Annotated in this window: 22 protein-coding genes; 7 read left to right on the top strand and 15 right to left on the bottom strand. The window is 44.3% G+C overall.

What is annotated here, in order from left to right:
* Positions 1-119 precede the first annotated feature (119 nt).
* Positions 120-1,046, bottom strand: a complete 927-nt coding sequence (locus HOP38_RS15370; protein WP_198558437.1) for a D-2-hydroxyacid dehydrogenase — start codon at positions 1,044-1,046, stop codon at positions 120-122.
* 65 nt (positions 1,047-1,111) lie between these two features.
* Here HOP38_RS15370 and HOP38_RS15365 point away from each other — a divergent pair, with 65 nt between their 5' ends.
* Positions 1,112-1,699, top strand: a complete 588-nt coding sequence (locus HOP38_RS15365) for a YjaG family protein (protein ID WP_006071293.1) — start codon at positions 1,112-1,114, stop codon at positions 1,697-1,699.
* 91 nt (positions 1,700-1,790) lie between these two features.
* Here HOP38_RS15365 and HOP38_RS15360 read toward each other — a convergent pair whose 3' ends face one another.
* The 6 genes from HOP38_RS15360 to HOP38_RS15335 all read right to left on the bottom strand — a co-directional run bounded on the left by HOP38_RS15360 (position 1,791) and on the right by HOP38_RS15335 (position 7,835).
* Complete coding sequence (locus tag HOP38_RS15360) at positions 1,791-2,270, bottom strand: hypothetical protein (RefSeq protein WP_198558436.1); 480 nt, start codon at positions 2,268-2,270, stop codon at positions 1,791-1,793.
* A 36-nt stretch (positions 2,271-2,306) separates the two neighbouring features.
* Positions 2,307-3,008, bottom strand: a complete 702-nt coding sequence (locus HOP38_RS15355; protein ID WP_198558435.1) for a winged helix-turn-helix domain-containing protein — start codon at positions 3,006-3,008, stop codon at positions 2,307-2,309.
* Positions 3,009-3,011: 3 nt separating this feature from the next.
* The gene (locus HOP38_RS15350) at positions 3,012-5,342 is read right to left on the bottom strand and encodes a fimbria/pilus outer membrane usher protein (protein ID WP_198558434.1); all 2,331 of its coding nucleotides are present in this window, start codon (positions 5,340-5,342) and stop codon (positions 3,012-3,014) included.
* 11 nt (positions 5,343-5,353) lie between these two features.
* Positions 5,354-6,013, bottom strand: coding sequence for a fimbrial biogenesis chaperone (locus tag HOP38_RS15345; protein ID WP_198558433.1), 660 nt, complete (start codon positions 6,011-6,013; stop codon positions 5,354-5,356).
* A gap of 61 nt (positions 6,014-6,074) precedes the next feature.
* Positions 6,075-6,833, bottom strand: a complete 759-nt coding sequence (locus HOP38_RS15340; RefSeq protein WP_107307269.1) for a hypothetical protein — start codon at positions 6,831-6,833, stop codon at positions 6,075-6,077.
* 468 nt (positions 6,834-7,301) lie between these two features.
* Complete coding sequence (locus HOP38_RS15335; protein ID WP_198558432.1) at positions 7,302-7,835, bottom strand: hypothetical protein; 534 nt, start codon at positions 7,833-7,835, stop codon at positions 7,302-7,304.
* Positions 7,836-8,117: 282 nt separating this feature from the next.
* Here HOP38_RS15335 and greB point away from each other — a divergent pair, with 282 nt between their 5' ends.
* A complete protein-coding gene (gene greB, locus HOP38_RS15330; RefSeq protein ID WP_198558431.1) occupies positions 8,118-8,609 on the top strand; it encodes a transcription elongation factor GreB in 492 nt (163 codons plus the stop codon).
* A gap of 57 nt (positions 8,610-8,666) precedes the next feature.
* Here greB and HOP38_RS15325 read toward each other — a convergent pair whose 3' ends face one another.
* Complete coding sequence (locus HOP38_RS15325) at positions 8,667-9,530, bottom strand: helix-turn-helix domain-containing protein (RefSeq protein ID WP_006071279.1); 864 nt, start codon at positions 9,528-9,530, stop codon at positions 8,667-8,669.
* A gap of 355 nt (positions 9,531-9,885) precedes the next feature.
* Here HOP38_RS15325 and ompR point away from each other — a divergent pair, with 355 nt between their 5' ends.
* Both ompR and envZ read left to right on the top strand, forming a co-directional pair.
* Positions 9,886-10,605, top strand: a complete 720-nt coding sequence (gene ompR, locus HOP38_RS15320) for an osmolarity response regulator transcription factor OmpR (RefSeq protein WP_006071277.1) — start codon at positions 9,886-9,888, stop codon at positions 10,603-10,605.
* 93 nt (positions 10,606-10,698) lie between these two features.
* Positions 10,699-12,018 carry a two-component system sensor histidine kinase EnvZ gene (envZ, locus tag HOP38_RS15315; protein WP_006071275.1) on the top strand — a complete coding sequence of 440 codons (1,320 nt, stop codon included), beginning with the start codon at positions 10,699-10,701 and terminating at the stop codon, positions 12,016-12,018.
* A 124-nt stretch (positions 12,019-12,142) separates the two neighbouring features.
* Here the strand turns inward: envZ and recG are convergent, their stop codons facing one another.
* The 5 genes from recG to gmk all read right to left on the bottom strand — a co-directional run bounded on the left by recG (position 12,143) and on the right by gmk (position 18,348).
* Positions 12,143-14,221: an ATP-dependent DNA helicase RecG gene (recG, locus tag HOP38_RS15310; RefSeq protein ID WP_198558430.1), complete on the bottom strand. Its 2,079-nt coding sequence runs from the start codon at positions 14,219-14,221 to the stop codon at positions 12,143-12,145.
* 139 nt (positions 14,222-14,360) lie between these two features.
* Complete coding sequence (trmH, locus tag HOP38_RS15305) at positions 14,361-15,047, bottom strand: tRNA (guanosine(18)-2'-O)-methyltransferase TrmH (RefSeq protein WP_006071272.1); 687 nt, start codon at positions 15,045-15,047, stop codon at positions 14,361-14,363.
* A 63-nt stretch (positions 15,048-15,110) separates the two neighbouring features.
* Complete coding sequence (spoT, locus tag HOP38_RS15300) at positions 15,111-17,228, bottom strand: bifunctional GTP diphosphokinase/guanosine-3',5'-bis pyrophosphate 3'-pyrophosphohydrolase (RefSeq protein WP_006071270.1); 2,118 nt, start codon at positions 17,226-17,228, stop codon at positions 15,111-15,113.
* A gap of 45 nt (positions 17,229-17,273) precedes the next feature.
* Positions 17,274-17,546 (bottom strand): DNA-directed RNA polymerase subunit omega, encoded by a 273-nt coding sequence (rpoZ, locus tag HOP38_RS15295; protein ID WP_006071268.1) that lies wholly within the window; start codon positions 17,544-17,546, stop codon positions 17,274-17,276.
* Between the two features lie 178 nt (positions 17,547-17,724).
* Entirely contained in the window at positions 17,725-18,348 is a 624-nt protein-coding gene (gene gmk / locus HOP38_RS15290) for a guanylate kinase (RefSeq protein ID WP_031494034.1), read from the bottom strand.
* A 389-nt stretch (positions 18,349-18,737) separates the two neighbouring features.
* On the opposite strand from gmk, the gene HOP38_RS15285 reads away from it, so the two are divergent.
* Entirely contained in the window at positions 18,738-20,108 is a 1,371-nt protein-coding gene (locus HOP38_RS15285) for an NCS2 family permease (RefSeq protein WP_198558429.1), read from the top strand.
* Between the two features lie 78 nt (positions 20,109-20,186).
* Here the strand turns inward: HOP38_RS15285 and HOP38_RS15280 are convergent, their stop codons facing one another.
* Positions 20,187-21,308 carry a hypothetical protein gene (locus tag HOP38_RS15280; RefSeq protein ID WP_198558428.1) on the bottom strand — a complete coding sequence of 374 codons (1,122 nt, stop codon included), beginning with the start codon at positions 21,306-21,308 and terminating at the stop codon, positions 20,187-20,189.
* A 22-nt stretch (positions 21,309-21,330) separates the two neighbouring features.
* Entirely contained in the window at positions 21,331-22,197 is an 867-nt protein-coding gene (locus HOP38_RS15275) for a YicC/YloC family endoribonuclease (protein ID WP_198558427.1), read from the bottom strand.
* 199 nt (positions 22,198-22,396) lie between these two features.
* Between HOP38_RS15275 and rph the strand changes: the two genes are divergently transcribed.
* Together rph and pyrE are read left to right on the top strand one after the other, a co-directional pair.
* Positions 22,397-23,113, top strand: a complete 717-nt coding sequence (rph, locus tag HOP38_RS15270) for a ribonuclease PH (protein ID WP_038231040.1) — start codon at positions 22,397-22,399, stop codon at positions 23,111-23,113.
* Between the two features lie 171 nt (positions 23,114-23,284).
* Positions 23,285-23,926 (top strand): orotate phosphoribosyltransferase, encoded by a 642-nt coding sequence (gene pyrE / locus HOP38_RS15265; protein WP_198558426.1) that lies wholly within the window; start codon positions 23,285-23,287, stop codon positions 23,924-23,926.
* Positions 23,927-23,981: the final 55 nt, after the last annotated feature.

Genomic DNA, 23,981 nt, shown 5'->3' with positions numbered 1-23,981 from the left:
CATTCCAGCGAAGGCTGGAATCTATTTGAGGCTTAGTGCGTGCGTTGAGAGGACTCCTACCTTCGCAGGAGTGACAACTTTTTTGAGAGTTATGCCTGATAACGCTATAGCATCCCCCTTTAATACCCACGCTCAAAATCCACCAAATTCTGCAACTGAAACCCATCACGCCAGCGCAAATAGTTCTCCGCAAAAATCTCGACTACTTGCTCAGGAAAGCTGATGGCAGCAATATGTGGGGTTACGGTGACATTTGGGTTATGCCAGTAAGGGCACTCTTGAGAAATTGGCTCGTTGATAAATACGTCCAAGAAAGCATGGACCAAGTGACCTTTATCCAGCGCACTAAGTAGCGCATTACTATCAACGGTTTGGCCTCTACCTACATTGAAGAACAAAGCATGACGGCAGGCCGCAAAGAGTTGTTCGTTGAACAGTCCATCTGTCGTCGGGGTGTTGGGCAAGGTATTGACGATAATATCCGCGTGCTCAAGCGCTTTTTCTGCTTCATTGATATGAAAAGTTTCTGCAAACGCACTTTGGCGAGGAGGAATGCCGGTGCGATTGACACCGATAGGCACAATGCCCAATACCTTGACGGTATTCGCCAGATGACTACCAATCGCACCCGTACCAAAAATCACCATACGTTTGCCAATCAGCGATTGATAGCTGTGTGGCTGCCAGTCACGTTTTTGCTGCTGTTGTTTATAGAGATCGAAATGACGGAAGTAATTGATGGCGTAACCCAGCACATACTCACTGATCTGCTGACCAAAAATGCCTTTTACGTTAGTGAGTTTGTAGTCTTTACGCAGAGATTCACCAAGTAAGGCATCAATGCCAGCATAGGTAGATTGAACCCACTGTAACTGCTCTGCACTATCGAGTTCGGAAGCAAGCTTTGGCGGCGCTGCCAGTACAATAGTGGCATTACTCAACTCAGAGATAATCTCCAAATCAGGCAGTTGTCTTGCTTCAAGCAGTGGCAGGTAGTGTTCATTGTTGTCCGTCACAAGTGCTAAGCGATGCTTTTGCGTCGTCATTTCTGGCTATTCCCTATCCGTTTGGTTACACTTCCGCAGACTATATTCACTACGGCAGAGCGACCATGTTAAAGAACCCTATTCAGGTACGTATCGAAAAATTTGAGCCTTGGCAGCATATCACTTTTATGACCTGTTTGTGCGAGCGTATGTACCCCAACTTCGCTATGTTCTGTGAGCAAACCGAGTTTGCTGAAGCGCGCGTGTACCGCAATATTTTGGATGCTGTATGGGAACTGCTGACGGTGAAAACCGCCAAAATCAACTTCGAAAAGCAGCTAGAAAAGCTAGAAGAGGTCATTCCGAACTCAGAAGATTTTGATATCTACGGCGTCTATCCAGCGATTGATGCGTGTTTTGCCTTATCGACTTTACTGCATGGTTTGCTCGATCGTGATTACTTACTGGAATCAACGCTTAAGATCAGTCAACAGTCTGTCGCGACTGTGGCTCAGCTTGAGCAAGCAGAAACCGGTGTGGAAATCACCAATGAGAACCAAAAAGAAAACGAAGCTGTGTGTGAAGAATGGGATGTTCAGTGGGCTATTTTCCGTCCACTACGTGATTGCACTGAGCGTGATATAGAGCTGATTAAAGATCTTCGCCTTGAGCTTAAGGAAGAGGGAGTCAGTAACATTGGTGTAAGTATCTAGCGTACGCCTTCAGGATAGAAAAGTACGTTCTCAGGTAAGTTTTCCACGACCCGCCTGAGAACGACCAAACTAAACTCAATACCTTCTCGTATTAATCAAAAAAACTCGTCTTGCCAAACAAGGTGATGTCGTAGCCGATATCAAAAGGGTAATCAAACACAGAGATGTACTGATTAGGCTGTTTTGTCTTGAGCAACAGTCCAACAATTAACAGCTGATTATCATAAAACGTATCGGCATACAGTGCTTGATTATCGGTGGCCACTGCAGGTTTTACCTCTCTCTGACTAATAAATAGCGTGTAAATCTCCGAACCTCGTTTACCCCAAAGCATGGTCTTATTAATGACTCTCCCGCTGGCTTTATTTTCAATATACACAGACAACACGCCCGAGCGGCATTTGCCTTTTTGCAAGTTGAGCTCACCATCATGAGTAAACCTATAGCTACATCCCAAGCCATTAACGAAGGGGTACAATAGCCAAATAACAGAAACCATTAGCAGCAAAGCAACGAAGCATTTTGATGTCGCTATTGTTCGAAGGTTGGCCATAGCATTGGTAGAGCGCATTCAGTATTCCTTACTATTCGAAGCTAAAATCTCGGTTCAGTGTTCTATTGGGACCAAGCGAATAATGCCATCTTCATCAGAAGTATCCCGAAAATACACCACATGACCCTCCGTCTCTTTAGAGAGGGCGTGTACCGTGTTATCTGGCAGAGAGAATGAGCCGACTAAAGTGGTGTTGCCACGCTTATAGGTGTGCATACTTGGCTTTATCGATGACACGTAAAAAATCACTAAAGCACAAAACAACAAGGCGGCATAAAGTGCCATTAAAGGCACCTTTTTGACTAACCCAAACCGAGTTGGTGTCGCAACTGCGTCGTTGGATGAAGGGCATTCTTCGACTGGCTGAGCGGCTAGTTCAGAAGAGCTAGCATCATTGTCATTAGCGCTGGCTGAACTTACGTTCACGCTGACAAAAGGCACGTCATTTGTGATCAAAATGACATTAGGGTCTAACCGGAAACCAATAGTTGGAACGGTTTCTAAGCACATCACTAAGCCAACTTTATCCAACGCTGTCCGAATATTTCGGATGGCGACATTGAGCGAATTAGCGACAACAATCTTGCCAGGCCAGCCAACGTCCAATAACTGTTGCTTGGTTAATGGGTGCCCATGAGCATTGCAAAGAGCTTCAAGGATAAGTCGCTCACTGCTGTTTAATTTTGCGATAGTAAGCCCGTCTTCCGCCAGGTGACCATTATTCGGGTTCAAGGTTATATTTGTGGTTGGTGTCATGATTTAGCTTCTATTACTTGGGGACAGACACTCGGCTTCATAATAATCTAAGCCAGACATATCGATATAGCTGTCTTCAATAATGTTTACGTCACAGCTGAGCATAGGAACACTTAGGTGTTCCTCATTTTTGTCAAATGCCGCAATAAATACACGGCCATCACTGTCAAAGTAGCTACTAATCGGGGCATCATTACTATAAAGCTTAGTTCCTAATGAAACCTCTTGCCTCAGCTTAAGCATGGTGTCGCGCCCTTTTTTAACGTGATAAGTGACTAAGGTGAGAGCGCCTTCACTTGGAATCGTATTTGCGACGGTATTGTCAAGGTAGACTCCATCAGGAATCGACTTGGATTCGACTGAAACTCGATTTTGACTGTACGCAGAGGCTGAAGGGATGAGCGCAAAGCCATCCGCGTTTGTTTTACCGGCATTTCTTATTTTTAACCCTTCCACATCGTCAACTCTGACTAATATATTGGTGTCAGATAGACGCCGAGTGGGAAGCACGGTATTTTCCGCAACGACCAAGCCACCTTTCACGGTGCCTCTAACCTGTGAGCCCGATTGAGAGTTGGAGTATTGCAGAGAATAATTGTTATATTCACTATTGCTTGATAAAGACAACCCATGCCCAACAATGCCCTTCTTATCATCGAGACGCAGAGAGCCTGATACGGAGCTACTGTCGCCGAACCTCATACCACTAGACAACGAGGTACTCGCAGGGCGACCACTGCTGTGTGAGCGAGATAGGCTTACGCGCGATTTTCCCCAGTTGAGCGGCATCGAAAAATTCATTGAGAGTCGATTGTCGACGGCAAAGTTATTCTGGTTACTCTCTTTAGAATAGGCCTTTAGCGCGCTAACGGAGTATCGATAGTATTCATTACCAAATGAGTACCCTAAGCCAAAGCTTTGGAATTGTGCTTTGTCTGATCCTCCCAGAGACTGAAACAGACTGACGCTTCCAAGTTGAAAGGGCAGGTCGCTACTCGCTGATGTAGAGAACTGATAGCCTTTTCTAACCGTATCGGCAATATGGCTACTATTGATATCTCGGTACCCATTTCCCAAAAAATGACTCAGAGAGGTCTGAAAATTTAGTGACCAGAATGGCAAGCTTTTGGTTAAACTTGAATTGATTTTAGTCCCTGACTGACCCGTCGGTAGATAAGTAGAATGTGCAGCAGAAAAGCGAACACCACCCAATAGGTCGAAGTTCATCGTACTAGCTACAGATAGGTTACTATAGTCGCGTTCGACAAAAAGCCCAGTAGTTAAAGATTGAGTATCCGTTAGGCCATAGATCAATTCTCCTCCTAAAAAGGCGTGTGAGTTGGTTCGTTGTAGCCCTGTAAATAAGCTATGTTCGCTAGTGCCTTGCTTTAGGACACTGAGTACCAATTGACTAGGAACTGAAAAAACCGCTTCACGTCCATCTTCTTCTTTAATACTGACCACGAAATCACTATTGGAACGAATGTTCATATCGTTAATAGTGAATTCGCCGGCCGCCACGTATTCGGTGTGAATCAGTTCGTTGTCTTGATAAACACGCACTTCGGCATTCGTTTCCGCATTGGCACGAATGGTCGTAGTGTCCGTCATTTGCCCTGATTGATACAAACGGCTATTACTGCTCAAGCTAACGCCTTGCATATCGACCGACCCCATGACTGCTGTGCTTTGACTAAGCTCACCAAACATGAACTTGCTGCGCAGTGAAGGAATATTGGTATATCCATAGAGATATCCATTGGACATTGTCGTCTTTTGATTCATCAGAGAAGCCGAGAGGCTGCTCTTGAAGCGAAACCGTCCCACATTGAATTGAGGGCTTGCTGAACCGTACGCTTGGTAGTTATCGTCAAACCTAGTCGTCATTCCAGCCGAATACGGTAACATTAATGCTGTGACACCATCATCATAATGAGCCAGAGCATACTGCTTTTCTGACAGCAAAAATCTGGAAGGGATGTTCATGGTTATTTCGAAACTGCCAAAATCAATATCCAAGCCAATTTCGCTGCTTAGCACACACGAGCCTTGTGTTAAGTTGATATCCGGTTTAATGCCGAACTCACTTAATTGTTGTTCTGAGAAGCATGGTGTGCTTTCTCCTTGCTCATTGGTGTAGAAGCGAATGGATTCAAAATACGTTCGCCTTTTATTGACGGTAATTTTAAAGTCATAGTTGCCATCAGGGATGTGATTAACCAAGCTACCGAGGGAAGCTCCTTCAGAGATGCCACTAAGGAGAGCAAGATCAAAGCCTCCCGCAAAAGATAGTAAAGGAGTAGTCAGAAAGAGCAGAATTAGGGAGCGTAACATGGGTAATATTTCTATAGCGAGCGTTTATCTTTAGCAAGTAATCCAATGTCGTCGATGTAATTTAATTCAAAAGAACGTTTGGGGTTAAAATTGCTACTTTTAGTAAATGTAATCTCCTGATAAGGGGCAATCATTTGTACTACCATCGTCTCTTCTTTTCTTTGTTCAATAGAGATGAGCGTGATGTGTAATGGAGAATCATTTCTTACTGTAAAATCATCACCTTGTTTGTTAATAACGAGTTTCTTTACTGCGTCTGCCATGGTTACTGTCGCAATGGATTTCGGCCTGATAAATAACTTGTAATGCATATCCATGCTAGCAATGACATCAGATGGAGTATCTGACTGCTCTTTTATAGAGACAGCACTAAGAGTTCGATATGTTTCTACCTCATTAGAGTCCATTACTGACTCTAAATTATAGATTCTGAACCCTGAGCGGCTATCTGCTTTAGATAGAATGATATTCGGTGTTATTATCGGCAGCTTCTCTTCATCAAAGCTGTCATCTAATATAGAAAGCTGTACTAATGTCGCAGAATCTGAGTTATTAACGATTTCACCTTGAAAGTATTTACTCCCTTCAATATAAACAACCCTAGCTCCGGGAATGGCAACGGCATAGCAAATACTTGGTAGCATTAGTATTAGAAATATATGTTTTTTCATTTTTTACATCTCTATATCTTTGGAGTATATAAATACTCCAAAGATAGGAATTAAATAAGTATTATTGAATCTTTGCAGTAAAAGACATTACTTTATTGACTTCTTTATCTGCCGTGTGATTCCACATAGCGTACTTCCTATGGTCAATATTCATAATCGTTGTTAATGTAAGAGTATTATCTTTGGCAAATTCTGCAAGTCGGTGCCATTCTGATGTTTCTCCTGCTTTTACAATGTTATAGCCATTCTCGATCTGGACTTTATTATTGCCATCAATAGATGCTGTAATCTCGAAGTCTTTTTTCTTGATAACCGTTGTAAACCATACGCCAATATCGTCCCCTAGTGCATACCAAGTCTGACCATTTTCCTTCCAATAGGCATCCTGAACGGGATAGGCAAACTTTCCTTCTGTTGCACTTTTTCCCTTCATTGATGTATTTTCAATATTAAAAAACGCCATTTCACAGCCATTACCAGTTAATTGTAAGCCCGTTTCTCGAGTATCAAGAGTATTGTCTTTCTCATTATTGAGTGTCACATCGCCAAATTGAACATCAAACCCGGCACCAGTAGCAAAATCAAATGAACAAATGGCGCCTTCATAGTTAACATTTGCTGTGATGTTTAGTTGAAGGTCTTTGCTTTCCACGTTTCGATCTTTTATGTTGTTGTGTTCGCCATAATAAGATGAGAAGTCATATTCGCCATTTTGTCCCGGATGCACATCCTTATCGATTGCCATTGCTGATGATGTGCTTAGTGCTAATACAAGGCCAACGCTGCTAGCTAGAGTTTGTTTTGTTAAGTTAAAAGTCATGAGTTATTTTCCAAATTAAATAGTTTGTTGCTTGAGTGAGGTTAAATATGAATGTCAGTGTGTTCTGATTCGAGACGAAATTTATTGTTTTTTTGGAACCCAGTTAACTAATAAATGATTATAAAAAATAAAAAGTCACATATATCAGTGTCTTATAATTTTCATTGTGTTTTTATACAGCACTGATTCTTGTTGATGTTGAGCTTTTCGCTAGCTGTAGAGCCTATTGCACTAAAATAAACAAACTTGAGAGAGAAATTACGGAAAGTTAAATATTAGAATCTGGTATTAGTTTACAGTTTGATATGGGGGCAACAATTAGATAAGTTGTTGGTTGGTGGAGTTATTTGAAATATGCTTCTAAAGTTGATAAATAAAAAGAGGTCAACGACTTTCGAAGAAAGAGTGCTAAGCGAAGTAAGATTTTCAGCACTCTATGGGGTTTATCTTCACGAAAGTATTGGTCAACTATCTAAAACTTCGTATTTTGGTGACTAAAAAGGGAATTGTTTGGAACATCTCTTTTACGTCTGAAACATATTGTGCAGGAACATAAATAGCGCAGATTCTCATTATGCTAATACCGCTGATACTAACGGGATGTGCGGTAAACTTAGCACGCAGTGGGACAAATGAGTCTAAACCGATTAGCACTTCATAGTTGTCCTCATCGAGTAAACCGAGTTTGGCATAATGATTAAGGCTTTCGTGGTACCTACGAGTATAATTTAGGCTAACACCTTGGCTTATGGGTTGATTGCGAAACAAGTTGTCAAATGTATTCCCCCTTTCTCCAGATTTTAGTCCTTCGGCTCGATGGAACCAAGGGGTACAGTCTATTTCTTCAGCCGATAGTAACGCTCGGAATTTCACCAACCCTTCTAAAGCGCTTGAATTAGTGCCATGAACAAAATGTACGCCTAATTGCTCCATATCCTCTAATTGAAGATCTCTTTTGGTAAGTTTAAGTGGAGGTAGAAAAGAGGCTTTATTTCTAAACATGATGTTTTCCTTAACAGTGAATGTTCGAAAGTGATGCGTTGAGAATTCATTATTGGTATTAGTTAAGGGGGTAAGTAAAAGAATAAGTCCTAATAAAAAATAAAAACGATATAAATCATTGGGTAACCATGTTGATAATTAGGTAGTTTAAAATGGTGTTTTGACGGTTTACTATCATTTCAGCAATTCGTTGGTGTGCAAGGAGGGAGGATTTTGGGTTCATACAAAGTCAAATAGTTCGTTATAATCTCTCAGCAGCAGTTGCTATTAATAGAGAGCAAAATGAAGACCAAATTGATCACGCGTGAAGGCTACAACAAACTGAAACAAGAACATGATTACCTCTGGAACGAGCGACGTCCTGAAGTCACTAAGATAGTGACGTGGGCGGCGAGTTTAGGTGATCGCTCTGAAAACGCAGACTATACCTTCAATAAGCGTTTGCTTCGCCAAATCGATCGCCGTGTTCGCTTTCTGCGCAAGTTCTTACCTGAGGTCACCATCGTTGATTATTCACCTCAACAAGAAGGGAAGGTCTTTTTCGGTGCCTGGGTGGAGATTGAAAATGAAGAAGGTGAAACCATGCATTTCCGTATTGTTGGTCCCGAAGAGATTTACGGCGATGCAAAAGGTTATATATCGATTGATTCTCCTATGGCGAGGGCGCTGCTAAAAAAACAAGTGGATGATGAGGTAGTGGTGAAGACCCCTCAAGGAGATAAGGAGTGGTTTATTAACTCCATCACTTACCAACAGCACTCTTTGAATAAATAGAGCGATTTGAGCTCCTAAAGTGGTATGTCTTTGAGAGCTCAAATTGCGTGCTGTGATTTATGACAGAGCTAACTCGTCCGTTTTGTGTGTGGGAGCTGAGCGGCGGTTACGTTGAATCTTCTGATGATGGCTCAGTAACGTTAGGATTCGCCCTTCATCGTGAATTTGGTCGAAAAACGGATTGGCGGCTAGCGTGTCGACTTGGCATTCATACACAGTAATATGTCCGCTTTGGTACTTTTCAGGAATATAGATATCCGAGATCAGAGTTTTAGCGTAAGGCTTGATCGCGGTGATCAATAAGGTTTTACCTTCAAACAGCTCACACGCGTAGTTATGCACTAATCGATGCAAGTCTTTATTAAGCGCCACATAGCTAAGTAGGCAGTTCTGCCCGTTAATATCCTTACCATGCACAATATGACCAACCACCGCGTCCCGGTGCTTAGCAAGAACCACGTTGATTTCTTGAATGGACATGACGTCTATCAGTTCTTGAAACGTGATAAAACGATAGTGCTCTTGTGCGTAGACGATTTGCTCTCGATAGATCTCTGGCAGATTATCCCAACGATAGCTTTCATAAGTATCAATCGTATAAGGGTAGAGCGTGTCAAACCCTCTAAAGAAGTCATCATATTTTTCGACCCCTTGAATGATGCGACGTTCATCTTCTGAATAATGGTAACTTTGCTGGAAAAACGTGGCGACCCCGATTCGGCGCATCAATGAAGGCTGTCCGTTGCCATGCTCCCACTTACTGAGCATTGGCTGGTTTATCCCTTGAAATGCTCGATGGGATAAGCTCAGTGCTTCAACCAGTTCCAATTGAGACATGCCATTAAAATTGCGCCAATACTTCAGTGCTTGTGCGAAGTTATCGCGTGAAAACGGACTCTCCGATTGTGCTTCAAATGTCATAATCTCTCCTTGAGTTCGATAAACTAGTGATAGTTTACTTAGGTTATATGACATGGGCTTGGTGGGGCGCACAAAAGCATATTTTAAAACGTTACAAAGGGTTAGTAGACGTTGAATAGTTAGCGTGCAGGTTAACGAAGTTGCAGCAAGTAAAATTAGGCAACATTAGATATACATCACTTATATCACTTAGAGCAGTGACGAATGTGTCTGATATGAGCCATAATTAATAAACGTTAACAATTCTCTGCGCAATTATTGGCCATGAAATGTTACATTTAGTGCAGATACTCTTCTGACACACTTTTTGTTGACGGAGGGGTCGGTAAATTGCTTTTTAGTGGTGGAATCGAATATGCAAGAAAATCACAAGATTTTAGTTGTTGATGATGATGCACGTCTACGTGCATTACTAGAGCGTTACTTATCAGAGCAAGGATTCCAAGTACGCAGTGTTGCTAACAGTGAGCAGATGGACCGCCTGTTAACCCGTGAAAACTTTCACCTTATGGTATTGGATTTAATGCTACCAGGTGAAGATGGCCTGTCGATTTGTCGTCGTTTACGTAACGCCAACAACATGTTGCCGATTCTGATGCTGACAGCCAAAGGTGATGAAGTTGACCGTATTGTCGGCCTAGAGGTCGGTGCGGATGACTATCTACCGAAACCATTTAACCCTCGTGAGCTACTTGCTCGCATTAAAGCGGTATTACGTCGTCAAACTATTGAAGCTCCTGGCGCGCCAAGCCAAGAAGAGTCAGTGGTTGAGTTCGGTGATTTCCGTTTGAACCTTGGTACACGTGAAATGTTCCGTGGTGAAGAGGCAATGCCTCTAACATCTGGTGAATTTGCAGTACTAAAAGCCTTGGTGACCAACGCACGTGAGCCGATGTCCCGTGATAAGCTGATGAACATGGCTCGTGGTCGTGAGTACTCGGCAATGGAACGTTCTATCGACGTACAGATTTCTCGTCTGCGTCGTATGCTGGAAATCGACCCAAGCAAACCTCGCTACATTCAAACTGTGTGGGGTCTAGGTTATGTGTTTGTGCCGGACGGCAAAGAAGCATAATCAGAAATGTCGATAAGGCTCTGGATGGATTCAGGGCCTTTTGTTTATTATCTACCTCAGATTCTTCTCATCTTCGCTCTCTAAGGAAAACCTATGCGATTTCGTAGCTCCTTCACGCAATCCATTCTGCTGTTTTTTACACTCTTGATTGCTAGCCAAGTTTTTTCTTATTACGCCGTGTACAACTACGCTCTTGTACCTAGTTTGCAGCAGTTCAATAAGATACTGGCGCATGAGCTATCGTTTTTCTTGGAAGACAATGAAGCGATTGATGAGCAGCTTGAAATGGATGCTCCTTTACGCCGACGTGTATTGGAGCAGTTGGGTGTCACTATTCATGCTGATGACAGCGCGATGGCGAACGAGTTTAACCATGCGATGCCTATCGACCTGATGAGCGAGGAGATGAGTGATGAGCTGGATTCAAAAACTGAAGTTAGGCTGATTCTGGGAGCTGAAAGCTACATCCTCTGGATGAAGATAGACGCACTGCCCAACTCGTTGATACGCATTCCGCTGTCAGAGTTGCAGGAAGAAGACTTTGCGCCGCTGTTTAGAAACAGTTTGATTATGGCGCTATTGGTGATTGCGGGTGGTTGGCTATTCATTCGCTTGCAAAACCGGCCACTTACCGCACTCGAAAATGCCGCCAATTTGGTGGGTAAAGGGGAAATCCCGCCACCTTTACCTGAGAAGGGGGCGTCTGAGATTCGCTCGGTTACGCGTGCCTTTAATCAAATGGCAAAAGGTATTCAAGAGCTTGAGCAAGACCGTACCTTATTAATGGCGGGCATCAGCCATGATATTCGCACCCCATTAACGCGAATTCGCCTTGCGACAGAAATGATGTCGCCCGAAGATAGCTACTTAGCAGAGGGCATCATCAGCGACACTGAGGAGTGTAATGAAATCATTGGCCAGTTTATGGATTACCTAAAACCGGTTAATACTCAGTCATTTGAACCGATGAGCCTGAATGACATTTCTTCTGATATTGTCTCATCGGAAGGCGGATATGAGATCCAGATAGAATATGCCCCAATGGCAACTATCAAAGATATTGAAGGCAGTCCAATTGCGATTAAACGTGCTATTACCAACTTGGTGGTTAATGCGGTTCGTTACGGCAATGGCTGGGTGAAAGTAACCACAGGTATGACGGCGGACAACAAACTGGCTTGGGTCACTATTGAAGATAATGGTCCCGGTATCGAAGAGAGCCAAATCGGTCGTCTATTCGAACCTTTCACGCGAGGTGATACCGCACGAGGCAGTGAAGGGACAGGTCTAGGACTGGCGATTGTGAAGCGGATTATTAGCCAGCATCACGGCTCTGTGAGTATTTCGAATCGCAGCGCTGGTGGACTGAAGGCACAAGTGAGTTTCCCTGTAGCTAAGAATGGTTTGAGGTAGAGGACTTATTGGTTGTGCAGAAGGTTTGCTTTACGTAAGCGGCGTGCTGAATAAGATCCCTTTCTCAAGGTGATGAAGGCGCTATTTCATTGAATAGCGCCGTCATAAAGAAAGAGTAGACGTCTTATGCCTTGGCATAAAACTCTCTATCGCCTAACCAACGATCAATAATTCTCTTAGCATTCTCTGGATATTGCTCATGCACATGCCGTGCAATTCGTTGGACTTCCGGTACCAGCCTTTGGTCACGCACCAAATCGGCAATCTTAAAGTCAGCCAATCCAGTTTGTTTGGTGCCAAGTAGCTCACCTGGGCCACGAATCTCTAGATCTTTTTGCGCAATAACAAAGCCGTCATTACTTTCTCTCAGTACGCCTAAGCGCTTCTGAGCAGTTTTAGAGAGTGGGGAGTGATACAACAGCACACAATGACTTGCCACGCTACCACGGCCAACACGGCCCCGTAACTGATGCAATTGAGCTAGACCAAGGCGCTCTGGGTTTTCGATGATCATTAAACTGGAGTTAGGGACATCCACACCGACCTCAATGACGGTGGTTGCAACCAGAAGGTGCAGCTCGTTATTTTTAAACTGCTTCATCACTTGTTGTTTTTCAGCCGGCTTCATTCGACCATGAACTAAACCGATTTTAAGATCAGGCAGTTTACGTTGCAGATCTTCGGCGGTCTCAGCGGCGGCTTGTGCTTCTAATACCTCTGATTCGTCGATTAATGTACAAACCCAATACGCTTGTTTGCCCTCGTATAAGCAAGCATTTTTGACACGCTCAATGATGTCGTCGCGTTTTGTATCTGGAATGGCAACGGTTTGAATCGGGGTTCTTCCTGGTGGCAGTTCGTCGATTACCGAGGTCTCCAAGTCGGCATATGCCGTCATGGCTAAGGTTCTTGGGATTGGCGTGGCAGTCATAATCAACTGATGAGGGTAGAAACCTTGTTTAGCACCTTTTTCACGCAGCTCTAAGCGCTGGTGGACACCAAAACGGTGTTGCTCATCAATAATAACCAGCGCAAGGTTGTGAAAATCAACCGACTCTTGGAATAGGGCATGTGTCCCTACGACCATTTGAGCTTCACCGCTGGCAATACGTGCCAGCTCTGCTTCCTTAGCCTTGCCTTTCTGTTTTCCTGATAACCAACCAACTTGTATCCCCATGGCTTCAAACCAACCTGCAAAGTTGATGGCATGCTGCTCTGCAAGTAATTCGGTCGGTGCCATCATAGCCACTTGATAGCCATGTTCTATCGCACAAACAGCAGCGAGCGCGGCTACCAAGGTTTTACCAGACCCCACATCACCCTGAACTAGGCGCATCATAGGAATAGGTTTAGCAAGGTCAGTTTCGATTTCTTGCACCACTCGTGATTGCGCACCCGTTGGGGAGAAAGGCAATTGTTCAAGAAGTTGATCTTTCAGTTTTTCAACAGGCGCTAAGCCAATGGCTGTATCTTGTTGACCTTTACTGCGCACCGCTAGCATAGAAAGGTTTTGCGCCATCAACTCTTCAATAATCAGTCGCTGCTGAGCAGGGTGCTTACCCTCATCAAAGTCGTCCAAATTAATCGTTGGTGGTGGACGATGGATGGTGTGTAGCGCCTCGGCAAGGGTAATCTGTTGGTTATACAGACCGCTTGGAAGCAATTCGTCTACTGCTGCTTTGTCCATGAGCTCAAGCGCTTGGTCAGTAAGGTTACGCAGTGTGAGCTGCCTTAATCCTTCTGTAGTTGGATAAACCGGGGTTAAGGTTTGCTCTAACTTTGGTGTTTTACCTTCGGTTTGAAATTTGTATTCTGGATGGATGATCTCAAGACCATGGTTACCACGCTTTACTTCACCATAAGCGACAATAAGGCGACCTTCAGAGAAGTTGTTCTTCATCGCTGCGGTAAAATTGAAGAAGCGTAGTGTAATAGTACCGTTGCCATCGCTCACTTTAACCGTCAACATCTTGCGACGCCCGAAAGCCACATCACTACTCATGACTTTCCCTTGCACCGATCCCCAAAGGCCAGGATGCAAACGAACGATCGGATAGATACGAGTACGATCTTCATAACGGTGAGGTAAGTGAAACAGTAAATCTTGAACCGAGTGTAAGCCGACTTTCGCCAGTTTTTCAGCGACTTTAGCTCCTACGCCAGAAAGCGAAGAAAGAGAAATTGCCGATAACAGCTGAGCCATATTTACCATCCATCAAAATGTTATATGCAGATATTCAAGCATTTTACTGTCTTTTTGTACAGTTTTTAGCGAGGTCTGGTGTGTGATTGCCGAAGCGCTTCAAAGGAACTATAAAACCAGCCTTAAACCATACTCAGTTCTATTTTTTCTGCATTTCCTGCCACCACTCTTCTGTTGCTACAATTTGGCCTTGGTCATCGAGTGGCGGATAAGGGAGGCGTTTTTTCTTGGCAACTTTCGCCAGTACGGGGTGGCCGCGTTCGAATAGGATTCGATGGATGGTTTCTTCGGGCAGAGCACTGACATCGCGATCGTACAGGCCGGCATTCTGGCGTTGTCTTTGAGCTTCAAACAAAATCAGTGCGCTGGCGACTGAGACGTTTAAGGATTGCACCATGCCTACCATAGGAATAATGATGTCCTGATCTGCTTCGGTGAGTGCATCTTGGGTGATGCCGTGCTTCTCGCCACCAAGAATAATCGCGGTTGGCTTGGTGTAGTCGATATCACGAAAGTCGACAGCGTTTTCGGAAAGGTTAGTGGCCAATACTTGCATACCTTGAGATTTTAACGTGCGAACGGCATCAGCTACAGTATCGTGAGTTTCAACCTCAACCCAGTTTCTAGCGCCTGCGGAGGTGTGACTTAAAGTACGCATTTTCTCATCCGGCCAAACTGCATGAACTTTATGCACTCCAGCAGCATCGGCAGTACGAATGACCGCTGAGACATTATTGGGCTTATGGACTTGTTCTAGCAGTAAAGTCAGGTCAGGTTGGCGTGCCTTAAGCACTTCTTGGATACGAGTGTAGCGTTCTAAGTTCATCAATAGGTTCCAAATAAAACGGGCTCGATAATTATCGAACCCGTATTAGATCAAGCAGTTGTGTTAGTTCTTACGACGTCTAACACGTAGTGCATGTGGCATCACACGAATGCGCTTCATAATACCAGCTAAGTGAACACGATCTTTAGTCGTTAGCAGTACAGTGACTGTGTACAAACGGCCATCGCGTTCTTCTGTAGAGATACCGTGAATATTAGAGCCAGTCTTGGCAATCACATTGGTCAGCTCTGCGAGCGCACCTTGGTGATTCTGCAGGTCAACTTTTAGCTCAGCAGTAAACTCTTGCTCGTAATCGTCACTCCATTCAACCGCCATGTACTTATCAGGCTCTTTCTGGTGACCACGAACATTCGGACAAGTTTCTCTGTGTACCACCAAGCCGCGGCCCGGAGAAACGTGTGCGATGATGTGATCATCTGGAATAGGGTGACAGCAGTTCGCGAACGTCAGCAAGATACCTTCTGCACCACGGATCGGTAAGCGTTTACCCGACGTTGGTACTGAACTGGTCTGCGTCAGTTCATCGGTATCGCCAAGTAGACGACGAGCAATAACGATACTCATCAACTCACCAAGGCCGATAGCGGCTAGCAGGTCATCAATACTGCCCAGTTTGAGATCAGTTAGCACTTCGTTGATGTTTTCTGGGTAGATCGTATCAACAGAGTGACGGCCTAGAGCATGGTTCAGCAGGCGGCGTCCTAATACTACAGATTCTTCACGGCGCATTGTCTTCAGAACCTGACGGATCTTAGTGCGGGCACGTGAAGTCACCACATAGTTAAGCCATGCGGCATTAGGTCTTGCACCTGGTGCGCTGATGATTTCGACGGTTTGGCCGTTTTTCAGTGCTTTGCTAAGTGGGTATGGATTACGATCCACTCGCGCACCCACACAGGTGTTACCGACATCGGTATGGACGGCGTAAGCAAAGTCGACGGCGGTTGCGCCAAGTGGCAGTTCGACAATACGACCTTTTGGTGTGAACACGTAAATTTCGTCTGGGAACAGATCCGATTTTACGTTTTCAATGAATTCAAAGGAGTTGCCAGCACTTTGTTGTAGCTCAAGTAGGCTTTGCATCCAGCGCTGCGCTTTAATTTGTGCAGTGGTGCCAGTACGGTCGCCATTACCCTTGTATGCCCAGTGCGCTGCAACACCTTTGTCCGCCATTTGATCCATGTCTTCAGTACGAATTTGTACTTCTACTGGAACGCCATGAGGGCCCACCATTGAGGTGTGCAAGGATTGATAGCCGTTCGCTTTTGGTACCGCGATGTAATCTTTCATGCGACCAGGGCGTGGCTTATACAGACTGTGGACTTGACCAAGGACTCGATAACAAGTGTCTGCAGTATCTACGATGACGCGGAAAGCATAGATATCCATGATGGTATGGAATCGTTGCTCTTTGGTTTTCATCTTGTTGTAGATAGAGAAGAGGTTTTTCTCACGTCCCAATACGCGAACGTTGAGGCCAACTTCATTAAGTCGTCCTTCAATCTCGCTATGGATTCGCTGAATCATCTCTTTACGATTACCACGTGCCGATTTCACTACTTCTTTTAGTACGCGATAACGGTTTGGGTAAAGTGCTTCAAAGCCAAGCTCTTCAAGCTCGGTTTTGATGTTGTGAATACCTAATCGGTGCGCAAGTGGCGCATAGATTTCAAGGGTTTCACGAGCAATGCGTCGCTTTTTGTCAGGACGAAGAGCCCCAAGCGTGCGCATGTTGTGGGTACGGTCACTCAGCTTTATAAGAATAACGCGAATGTCCTGCACCATAGCGAGAACCATTTTACGGAAGTTCTCTGCTTGGGCTTCTTTACGATCGCGGAATTTAAGCTTATCGAGCTTAGATACGCCGTCGACGAGTTCCGCCACCGTCGTACCAAATTGTTCTTCTAGCTCTTCTTTGGTGACTTCCGTATCTTCAATAACATCATGCAGCAGTGCCGCTTGTAGCGTTTCAATATCCAGACGCATTTCCGCGAGGATACGAGCTACAGCAACAGGGTGGATGATGTATGGTTCACCGCTAGAGCGGGTCTGCCCTTCATGGGCATCTCTTGCTACCACATAAGATTGACGCAGAGCCTCAATTTGAGGCTCTGTTAGGTATTCTTGGGCAACGTCTTTAAGGCTATCGAATAGGTACAAATTTTAGGCCCGAAAGTCGATGGAACTCTGATTAGGTACTAGGAATTAACGGTTGTGAGCAATGCTGCTTACTGCCGCTAGTTCTGCAGCTTCTTGCTCTTGCTGCTCTTGACGTTCACGTGCATCTAGTACTTCTTTCGTGATCAAGCCTTCTTCGATTTCGCGAAGTGCGATAACCGTTGGCTTATCATTTTCTTCTGGCACTAATGCATCTTTACCACCGATTTGCATCTGACGTGCGCGGCGAGCCGAAATAAGAACTAGGTCGAAACGGTTACCAACTTTTTCAACAGCGTCTTGAACAGTTACGCGTGCCATAAGAACTCCAATAGTTAACTAAATTTTTGATGACGAGAAAGTATACAGGCTATTACGTTTAGATTCTAGATCACAAATGATCCTATTAGCTACTGTTACTTCTGGTTTATTGCATTATTTGCTTAGGGTGAGACCCTATTTTGAGCCTCACTTTGCAAGGAAGTGGTTAAAATCTACCTTACTCGGCGAGTAGGGCGTCTAACATACCTTTGTATTTCACCGCTTGTTTGTCTTGCTTAAGACGCTCAGCACGCAAAATAGCTTTAAAATCAACAAGTGCGCCGTCGAAGTCGTCGTTGACAATGACGTAATCGTACTCATTGTAGTGAGACATTTCTGACTTCGCTTCGCTCATGCGCTTGGCGATCACTTCATCACTGTCTTGGCCACGTACGTTCAAGCGACGCTCTAACTCACTGTTAGATGGTGGCAAAATAAAGACACTTTTCGCTTCTGGCATTTGTTCGCGGATTTGACGAGCGCCTTGCCAGTCGATATCCAAGAATACATCGATGCCTTTTTCTAGCGTCTCTTCAATCCATAGACGAGAAGTACCGTAGTAGTTTCCGAAGACTTCGGCGTATTCCAAAAACGCACCTTGTTCGATCAACGATTCAAAATCGGTTTTCTCAACAAAGTGATAATGAACGCCGTCTTCTTCACCAGGACGCATACCACGAGTCGTGTGAGACACTGATACTTTCATTGCGTATGTCGGGTTTTTTTCCAACATTGCTGAAATTAAGCTCGATTTACCAGCACCGCTTGGTGCTGACACGATATAAAGCGTACCTTTACCTATCATTTTTCAGAGTCCACATCTTGGTTGAAGGGGTAGAGAATATCGTTATTTGATACTTCTATTCTATACGTTCACTGACCAAAGCGTTTAAAAATCGGCCAGAAAAATGGAGGCGAAGAGTATCATGTTTGCTAGGAGCTCGACAAGTCATCCGGTGAGTGCTCAGGCAACGTGTGGCTGCATTTTAAAAGGGAGCAAAAACACCGCGGAAGCCAGTTGTTCTTTTTGCCTGAAAGCAAACGTTTGCTTAAATATCAACGTTTTGTTTTTAAAGAGATAAAAATAACTCACAAAAGCATTGATTTATTCCTGAGTCTGATTAGAATTCGCGCCAATATTTCTATCGCGCATACGTTTGCGTCTCCCATTTTATCGCTATAGGTCCTACTGTGAGTGCAGAACTAACCGGGCAACGCCAAGCTAGCCCTACTATCATTGAATCCACCTTCAAAGTGAGTGAGCGTAAGTCCACTATCGGTACTGAAGTATATGCTGGCTTTATCACTTTCCTCGCTATGAGCTACATTTTGGCGGTAAACCCAGCCATTTTGGGGGACATTCCTGGAATGGACCGTGGCGCTGTATTTACAGCAACGGCTTTGGCTGCGGCCTTCGCTACGCTAATCATGGGTATTTTTGGAAACTACCCAGTGATGCTAGCCCCCGGCATGAGCATGAATGGTTTCTTTAAAGGTATGCTACTAAGTGGCTCAGTGGCATTAGTTTGGCATGAAGCGCTGCTTGGCATCTTCTTCTCGGGTGTTGTCTATCTTATTTTATCGCTAACTAAAATACGCAAAGCGATGATTGAGTCGATTCCAGAAGATTTGAAACTCGCTATTACCGTATCTCTTGGTTTATTTATTGCGTTTCTTGGTCTTAAGAATGCGGGCATTATCGTATCCAACCCGATTATTCTCGTGAGTATGGGCGATATTTCTGACCCGAAAGTCATCATCGCTTATATCAGTATCTTTATCGCATTAGGCTGTATGGTTCGCGATATTAAGTTGGCGACATTTATCTCTTTTGTGTCTGCCATCGTGCTTACGATTTTGGCTGATACCTTCATGGGAACCAACAATGCGCCAATCCCTGAACAACTCGTGGCAATGCCACCAAGCATGGCGAGCAGCTTTGGCGCCATCTTCGATTTCTCAGGGATTACCGCAGAGAAGATGTTTGATCTGCTGTTTATTATGATCATCTTTTTGATTGTCGATTTCTTCGATGGGCTCAGTACTATCGTAGGGGTAGGTCGTGATGCCGGTATCATTGATAAAGATGGTAAGGTGCCTAACGCCCGCTCAGCGCTGATTGCAGATGCAGGCGGTACAGTAATGGGTTCAGTGTTTGGTACCACATCAGTCACGGCATTCTCAGAGTCTGGTATTGCCTCATCGCAAGGTGCAAAAACTGGCTTAGCTGCAGTCGTCGTAGCGGGTTTATTCCTGCTATCACTCTTCCTATATCCGTTGTTCTCGCTATTCTCTGCGGCGATGGTAGCGCCAGCTATGGTCGTGGTTGGTATCTACATGATTGGTCGCTTGGGCGATATTAAATGGGAAAAGAAAGAGTCTCGTATTGCTGCATTCTTCACAATTATGTTTACCGTATTAAGCTTCTCACCAGCGAATGGTATGGCGATGGGCTTTATCAGTTATGCATTTAGTATGGTTGTGGCAGGGAAAGGGAAACAGGTGCATCCTGTGATTTATGTGCTGTCTGTGGTGTTTATGGCGTATTTGATTTTGCTATAGAAACTAGTGACAGAGAGTCGCCACTAGTTAGGTGATGAGCCCAATGGTCCTTTGAGATTCAAAAGGACCATTGGTTAGCTATGCACGATATATTTTGTTGAGGACTTTATACTTGTAATCGTAGTTTTCCTCTATGAGCCTTTTATTATCGACAATATCAATTGCATTGTTTGTAATGTTGTCAATGAGCTCAGCTGTATTGCTATAGATACCTGCATTAATGCCATCATTTTGGCAAAGTTCTATCTCATTATTAGAGCCACGTTCAACATGTACACTGCCACATCCAAGAGCAATGTAACTCTTCGCTGTTGTCATGCTCCCTCTATATTGGAGGATAAGGTGATTACAAGAATTGATTAGGGCATTGTAAGATATTGCATTCGATGCTGTTGGATAGCTTATATCGATATTTTTCCTCTTGATGTTCCTCATGTAAATACAGTAAAGGTCAAGAATAATTCGTACCGACTTATCTTTTTTGTAAGTAAAAACCATGTACTTGTAATCAAGAAGTTTCCCTCTCGAGGATAACTCCTTAAAAACACCCAGAATGTACTTGATGCTAAATACTCCCTGCTTTGCTCCGAAGAGAATTTTCTGTTCCGGCTTAGAGCTTTTCTTATCTTCTTCATATAACCGTGAGAACAACCGCCAAGTATTGTCTGGCAACGAACGGAATGCATCTCTAGCATCAAATATCTTGAAGTTATCGCGTTCTAAGACATACTGAAGTTTCTCTCTGAAAGGGGTTTCTGCAGCAATGAAATTTTCTATTTTGGGTATAATACGTAAGCAAGCATCACTCATAAAATTCTTCTTGGTGATAGTTAGCTCTCCGTACTGCTTTTTCGTACTCACCCAACGATTCACTTCATCTTCAGTAAGATGCACATAGATTTTTTCAATCAGCTTGGGTGTTGTGGTAATCATCTGCTCTAGTTGACTACTATTATTGGGGTTGAGTGATATCGTAGTGATACTTCTGCACTCACTAAACTCATCTAAGCTACAATCACTAAAATTGTATGCAGGTACTCCACAAACTGAGTTGCACTGATTGCTAATTTGATTGTCCAACGCGACAAAACAAATATCATCAGAAGGTATTTCACATCGATTTATCAATAAATCGATGTAAAGCTCGGCGAACATCTGACCATAGCTGCCAATGATGATATTTTTATCTATTAATCTCATGGTGTTTAGGGCCTTGTTGGTGCTACTCGATGTTTTGGATTTGCTCGCGCATCTGCTCGATAAGAACTTTAAGTTCTACACCCGATGCCGTGATATCGGTGCTAATAGACTTAGACGCCAGTGTGTTCGACTCACGGTTGAACTCTTGCATCATGAAATCGAGACGACGACCTATAGAGCCACCTTTCTTCAAAATGCTGGTTGTCTCTTTTACGTGAGAGTCTAGGCGATCCAGTTCCTCAGCAACGTCTGATTTCTGTGCCAGTAGAATGAGTTCTTGCTCTACGCGTGAGGTATCAAGCTCGATTTTTGCTTCTTCAAACTTGTTCAGTAGACGTTCACGTTGCCATTCAAGGATTTCTGGCATACGCGCACGGACCTTAACTACTTCAGCAGTGATCGCTTCAAGACGCTGGACGATTAGCGCCTTCATATTTTCACCTTCACTAGCACGAGCATCGATGAAGTCGCTAAGACCTTGATCGAAACCCTCAAGCAATGCTTTATTGATGGTATCCATATCCTGTTCAGGTGTTTCCATAACACCAGGCCATTGCATCACTTGGAATGGATTTAGGCGGCTATCTTCACCTGTCATTGTCATAACTTGCTTTGCTGCACCAATTACTTGCTGAGCCAGTGTCTCGTTGATGCTTAACTCACCTTTTGCAGCAGGGTTTGCTTCGAAGCGCAAGTGGCATTCTACTTTACCGCGTGCTAGGCGTTTGCGGAAACGTTCACGAAGTACAGGTTCTAGACCACGAAACTGCTCAGGAAGACGGAAGTAAGTTTCTAGATAACGTTGGTTTACTGAGCGGATTTCCCATACTGCGCTACCCCAGTCACCTTTGACTTCTTTACGCGCGTATGCGGTCATGCTGTAGATCATGGATTGATTTCCTTGGATTGATAAATTGTTCAAACTGTCTTCATGTTAGCATAGTGAGGTGCGCTAAGTCATACACGATGAGATATCCAATGGTGGATGTATTGAATTGTCTCTAGCACTTAGGATGCTAGACCCGTAAAGCCATCTTCGCTATAATCCTCGCCCAACCAAATCCTCTTCCCCAACAAAGGTAATGTCCATGCGTCCAAATGATCGCGCAGCAGACCAAGTGCGCCCAATAAAAATTACTCGCAACTATACCGCTTATGCAGAAGGTTCTGTATTAGTCGAGTTCGGCAATACCAAAGTGTTGTGTAATGCAACGGTAGAGGAAAATGTACCTCGCTGGCTAAAAGGCCAAGGTAAAGGCTGGGTAACTGCAGAATACGGCATGCTACCACGCTCAACGCATTCGAGAATGCGTCGCGAAGCAGCGAGTGGTAAGCAAGGCGGTCGTACTATGGAAATCCAGCGTCTTATCGCACGTAGCCTTCGCGCTGTTGTTGATTTGGAAGCAATGGGTGAAATCATGGTCACTGTCGATTGTGATGTGATTCAAGCGGACGGTGGCACACGTACGGCGTCTATTTCAGGTGCAAGTGTGGCAATGGCAGATGCGTTCGCTCACTTAGTTGCGAAAGGCAAACTAAAAGCGAACCCAATGAAAGGCCACGTTGCTGCAGTATCTGTCGGTATTTTAGGCGAAGACATCCTATGCGATCTTGAGTATACCGAAGACTCAGCTGCGGATACCGATATGAACGTGGTAATGACTGAAGACGGTCGAATGATTGAGATTCAGGGGACAGCGGAAGGCGAACCGTTCACTCACAAAGAACTAATGGCATTGCTGGAGTCAGCAAATAAAGGCATTGCCGAGATCGTTGCAGCTCAGAAGCTGGCATTAGAAGATTGATTGATAGCTCCCGTAAGGGGGCTATTTTTTTGACTAAGATACAGACTAACGTCGTATGTCATTCCTGCGTAGGCAGGAATCTACTCAAAGCGAGCGACAACTTTGACTAGACCTTTGTCTAAATCAGGTATGACAATGGCATACCTAAACACAACAACCGAGAGAGAAAAAATGAAAGCATACCAGCGTGAATTTATTGAATTTGCACTAGAAAAAGAAGTTCTAAAATTTGGCGAATTTACCCTTAAATCTGGTCGTAAAAGCCCTTATTTCTTTAACGCTGGGCTTTTCAATACTGGCCGTGACCTTGCACGTCTAGGTCGCTTCTATGCAGCAGCGTTAGCAGATTCTGGCATTGATTATGACGTGCTGTTTGGCCCTGCATATAAAGGCATCCCTATTGCGACAACGACAGCGGTTGCGCTGGCTGACCACCACAATGTGGACACTCCTTACTGCTTCAACCGTAAAGAAGCAAAAGACCATGGTGAGGGTGGTAATTTGGTTGGCAGCCCATTAGAAGGCCGCATTATGTTGGTTGATGATGTGATTACCGCCGGTACAGCGATTCGCGAGTCGATGGAAATCATTAAAGCTAATGGCGCGGATCTAGCAGGCGTACTTGTTGCTATTGACCGTCAAGAAAAGGGTAAAGGCCAGCTATCAGCGATTCAAGAAGTAGAACGTGACTTCGGCTGTGCGGTCATTTCGATTGTAAGCTTAACTGACCTTGTAGCTTTCCTTGAAGAGAAAGGTGATAACGCTGAGCACTTAGAGGCAGTGAAAGCGTATCGTGCAGAGTACGGTATCTAACTATTAGCAAAGTTAAAAAAGGGTCGGTATGCTTGCATACCGACCCTTTTATTTT

The sequence above is a fragment of the Vibrio mediterranei genome, from assembly GCF_013364395.1.
Taxonomy (GTDB): Bacteria; Pseudomonadota; Gammaproteobacteria; order Enterobacterales; family Vibrionaceae; genus Vibrio; species Vibrio mediterranei.
This window is presented reverse-complemented; position numbering and strand designations above follow the sequence as displayed.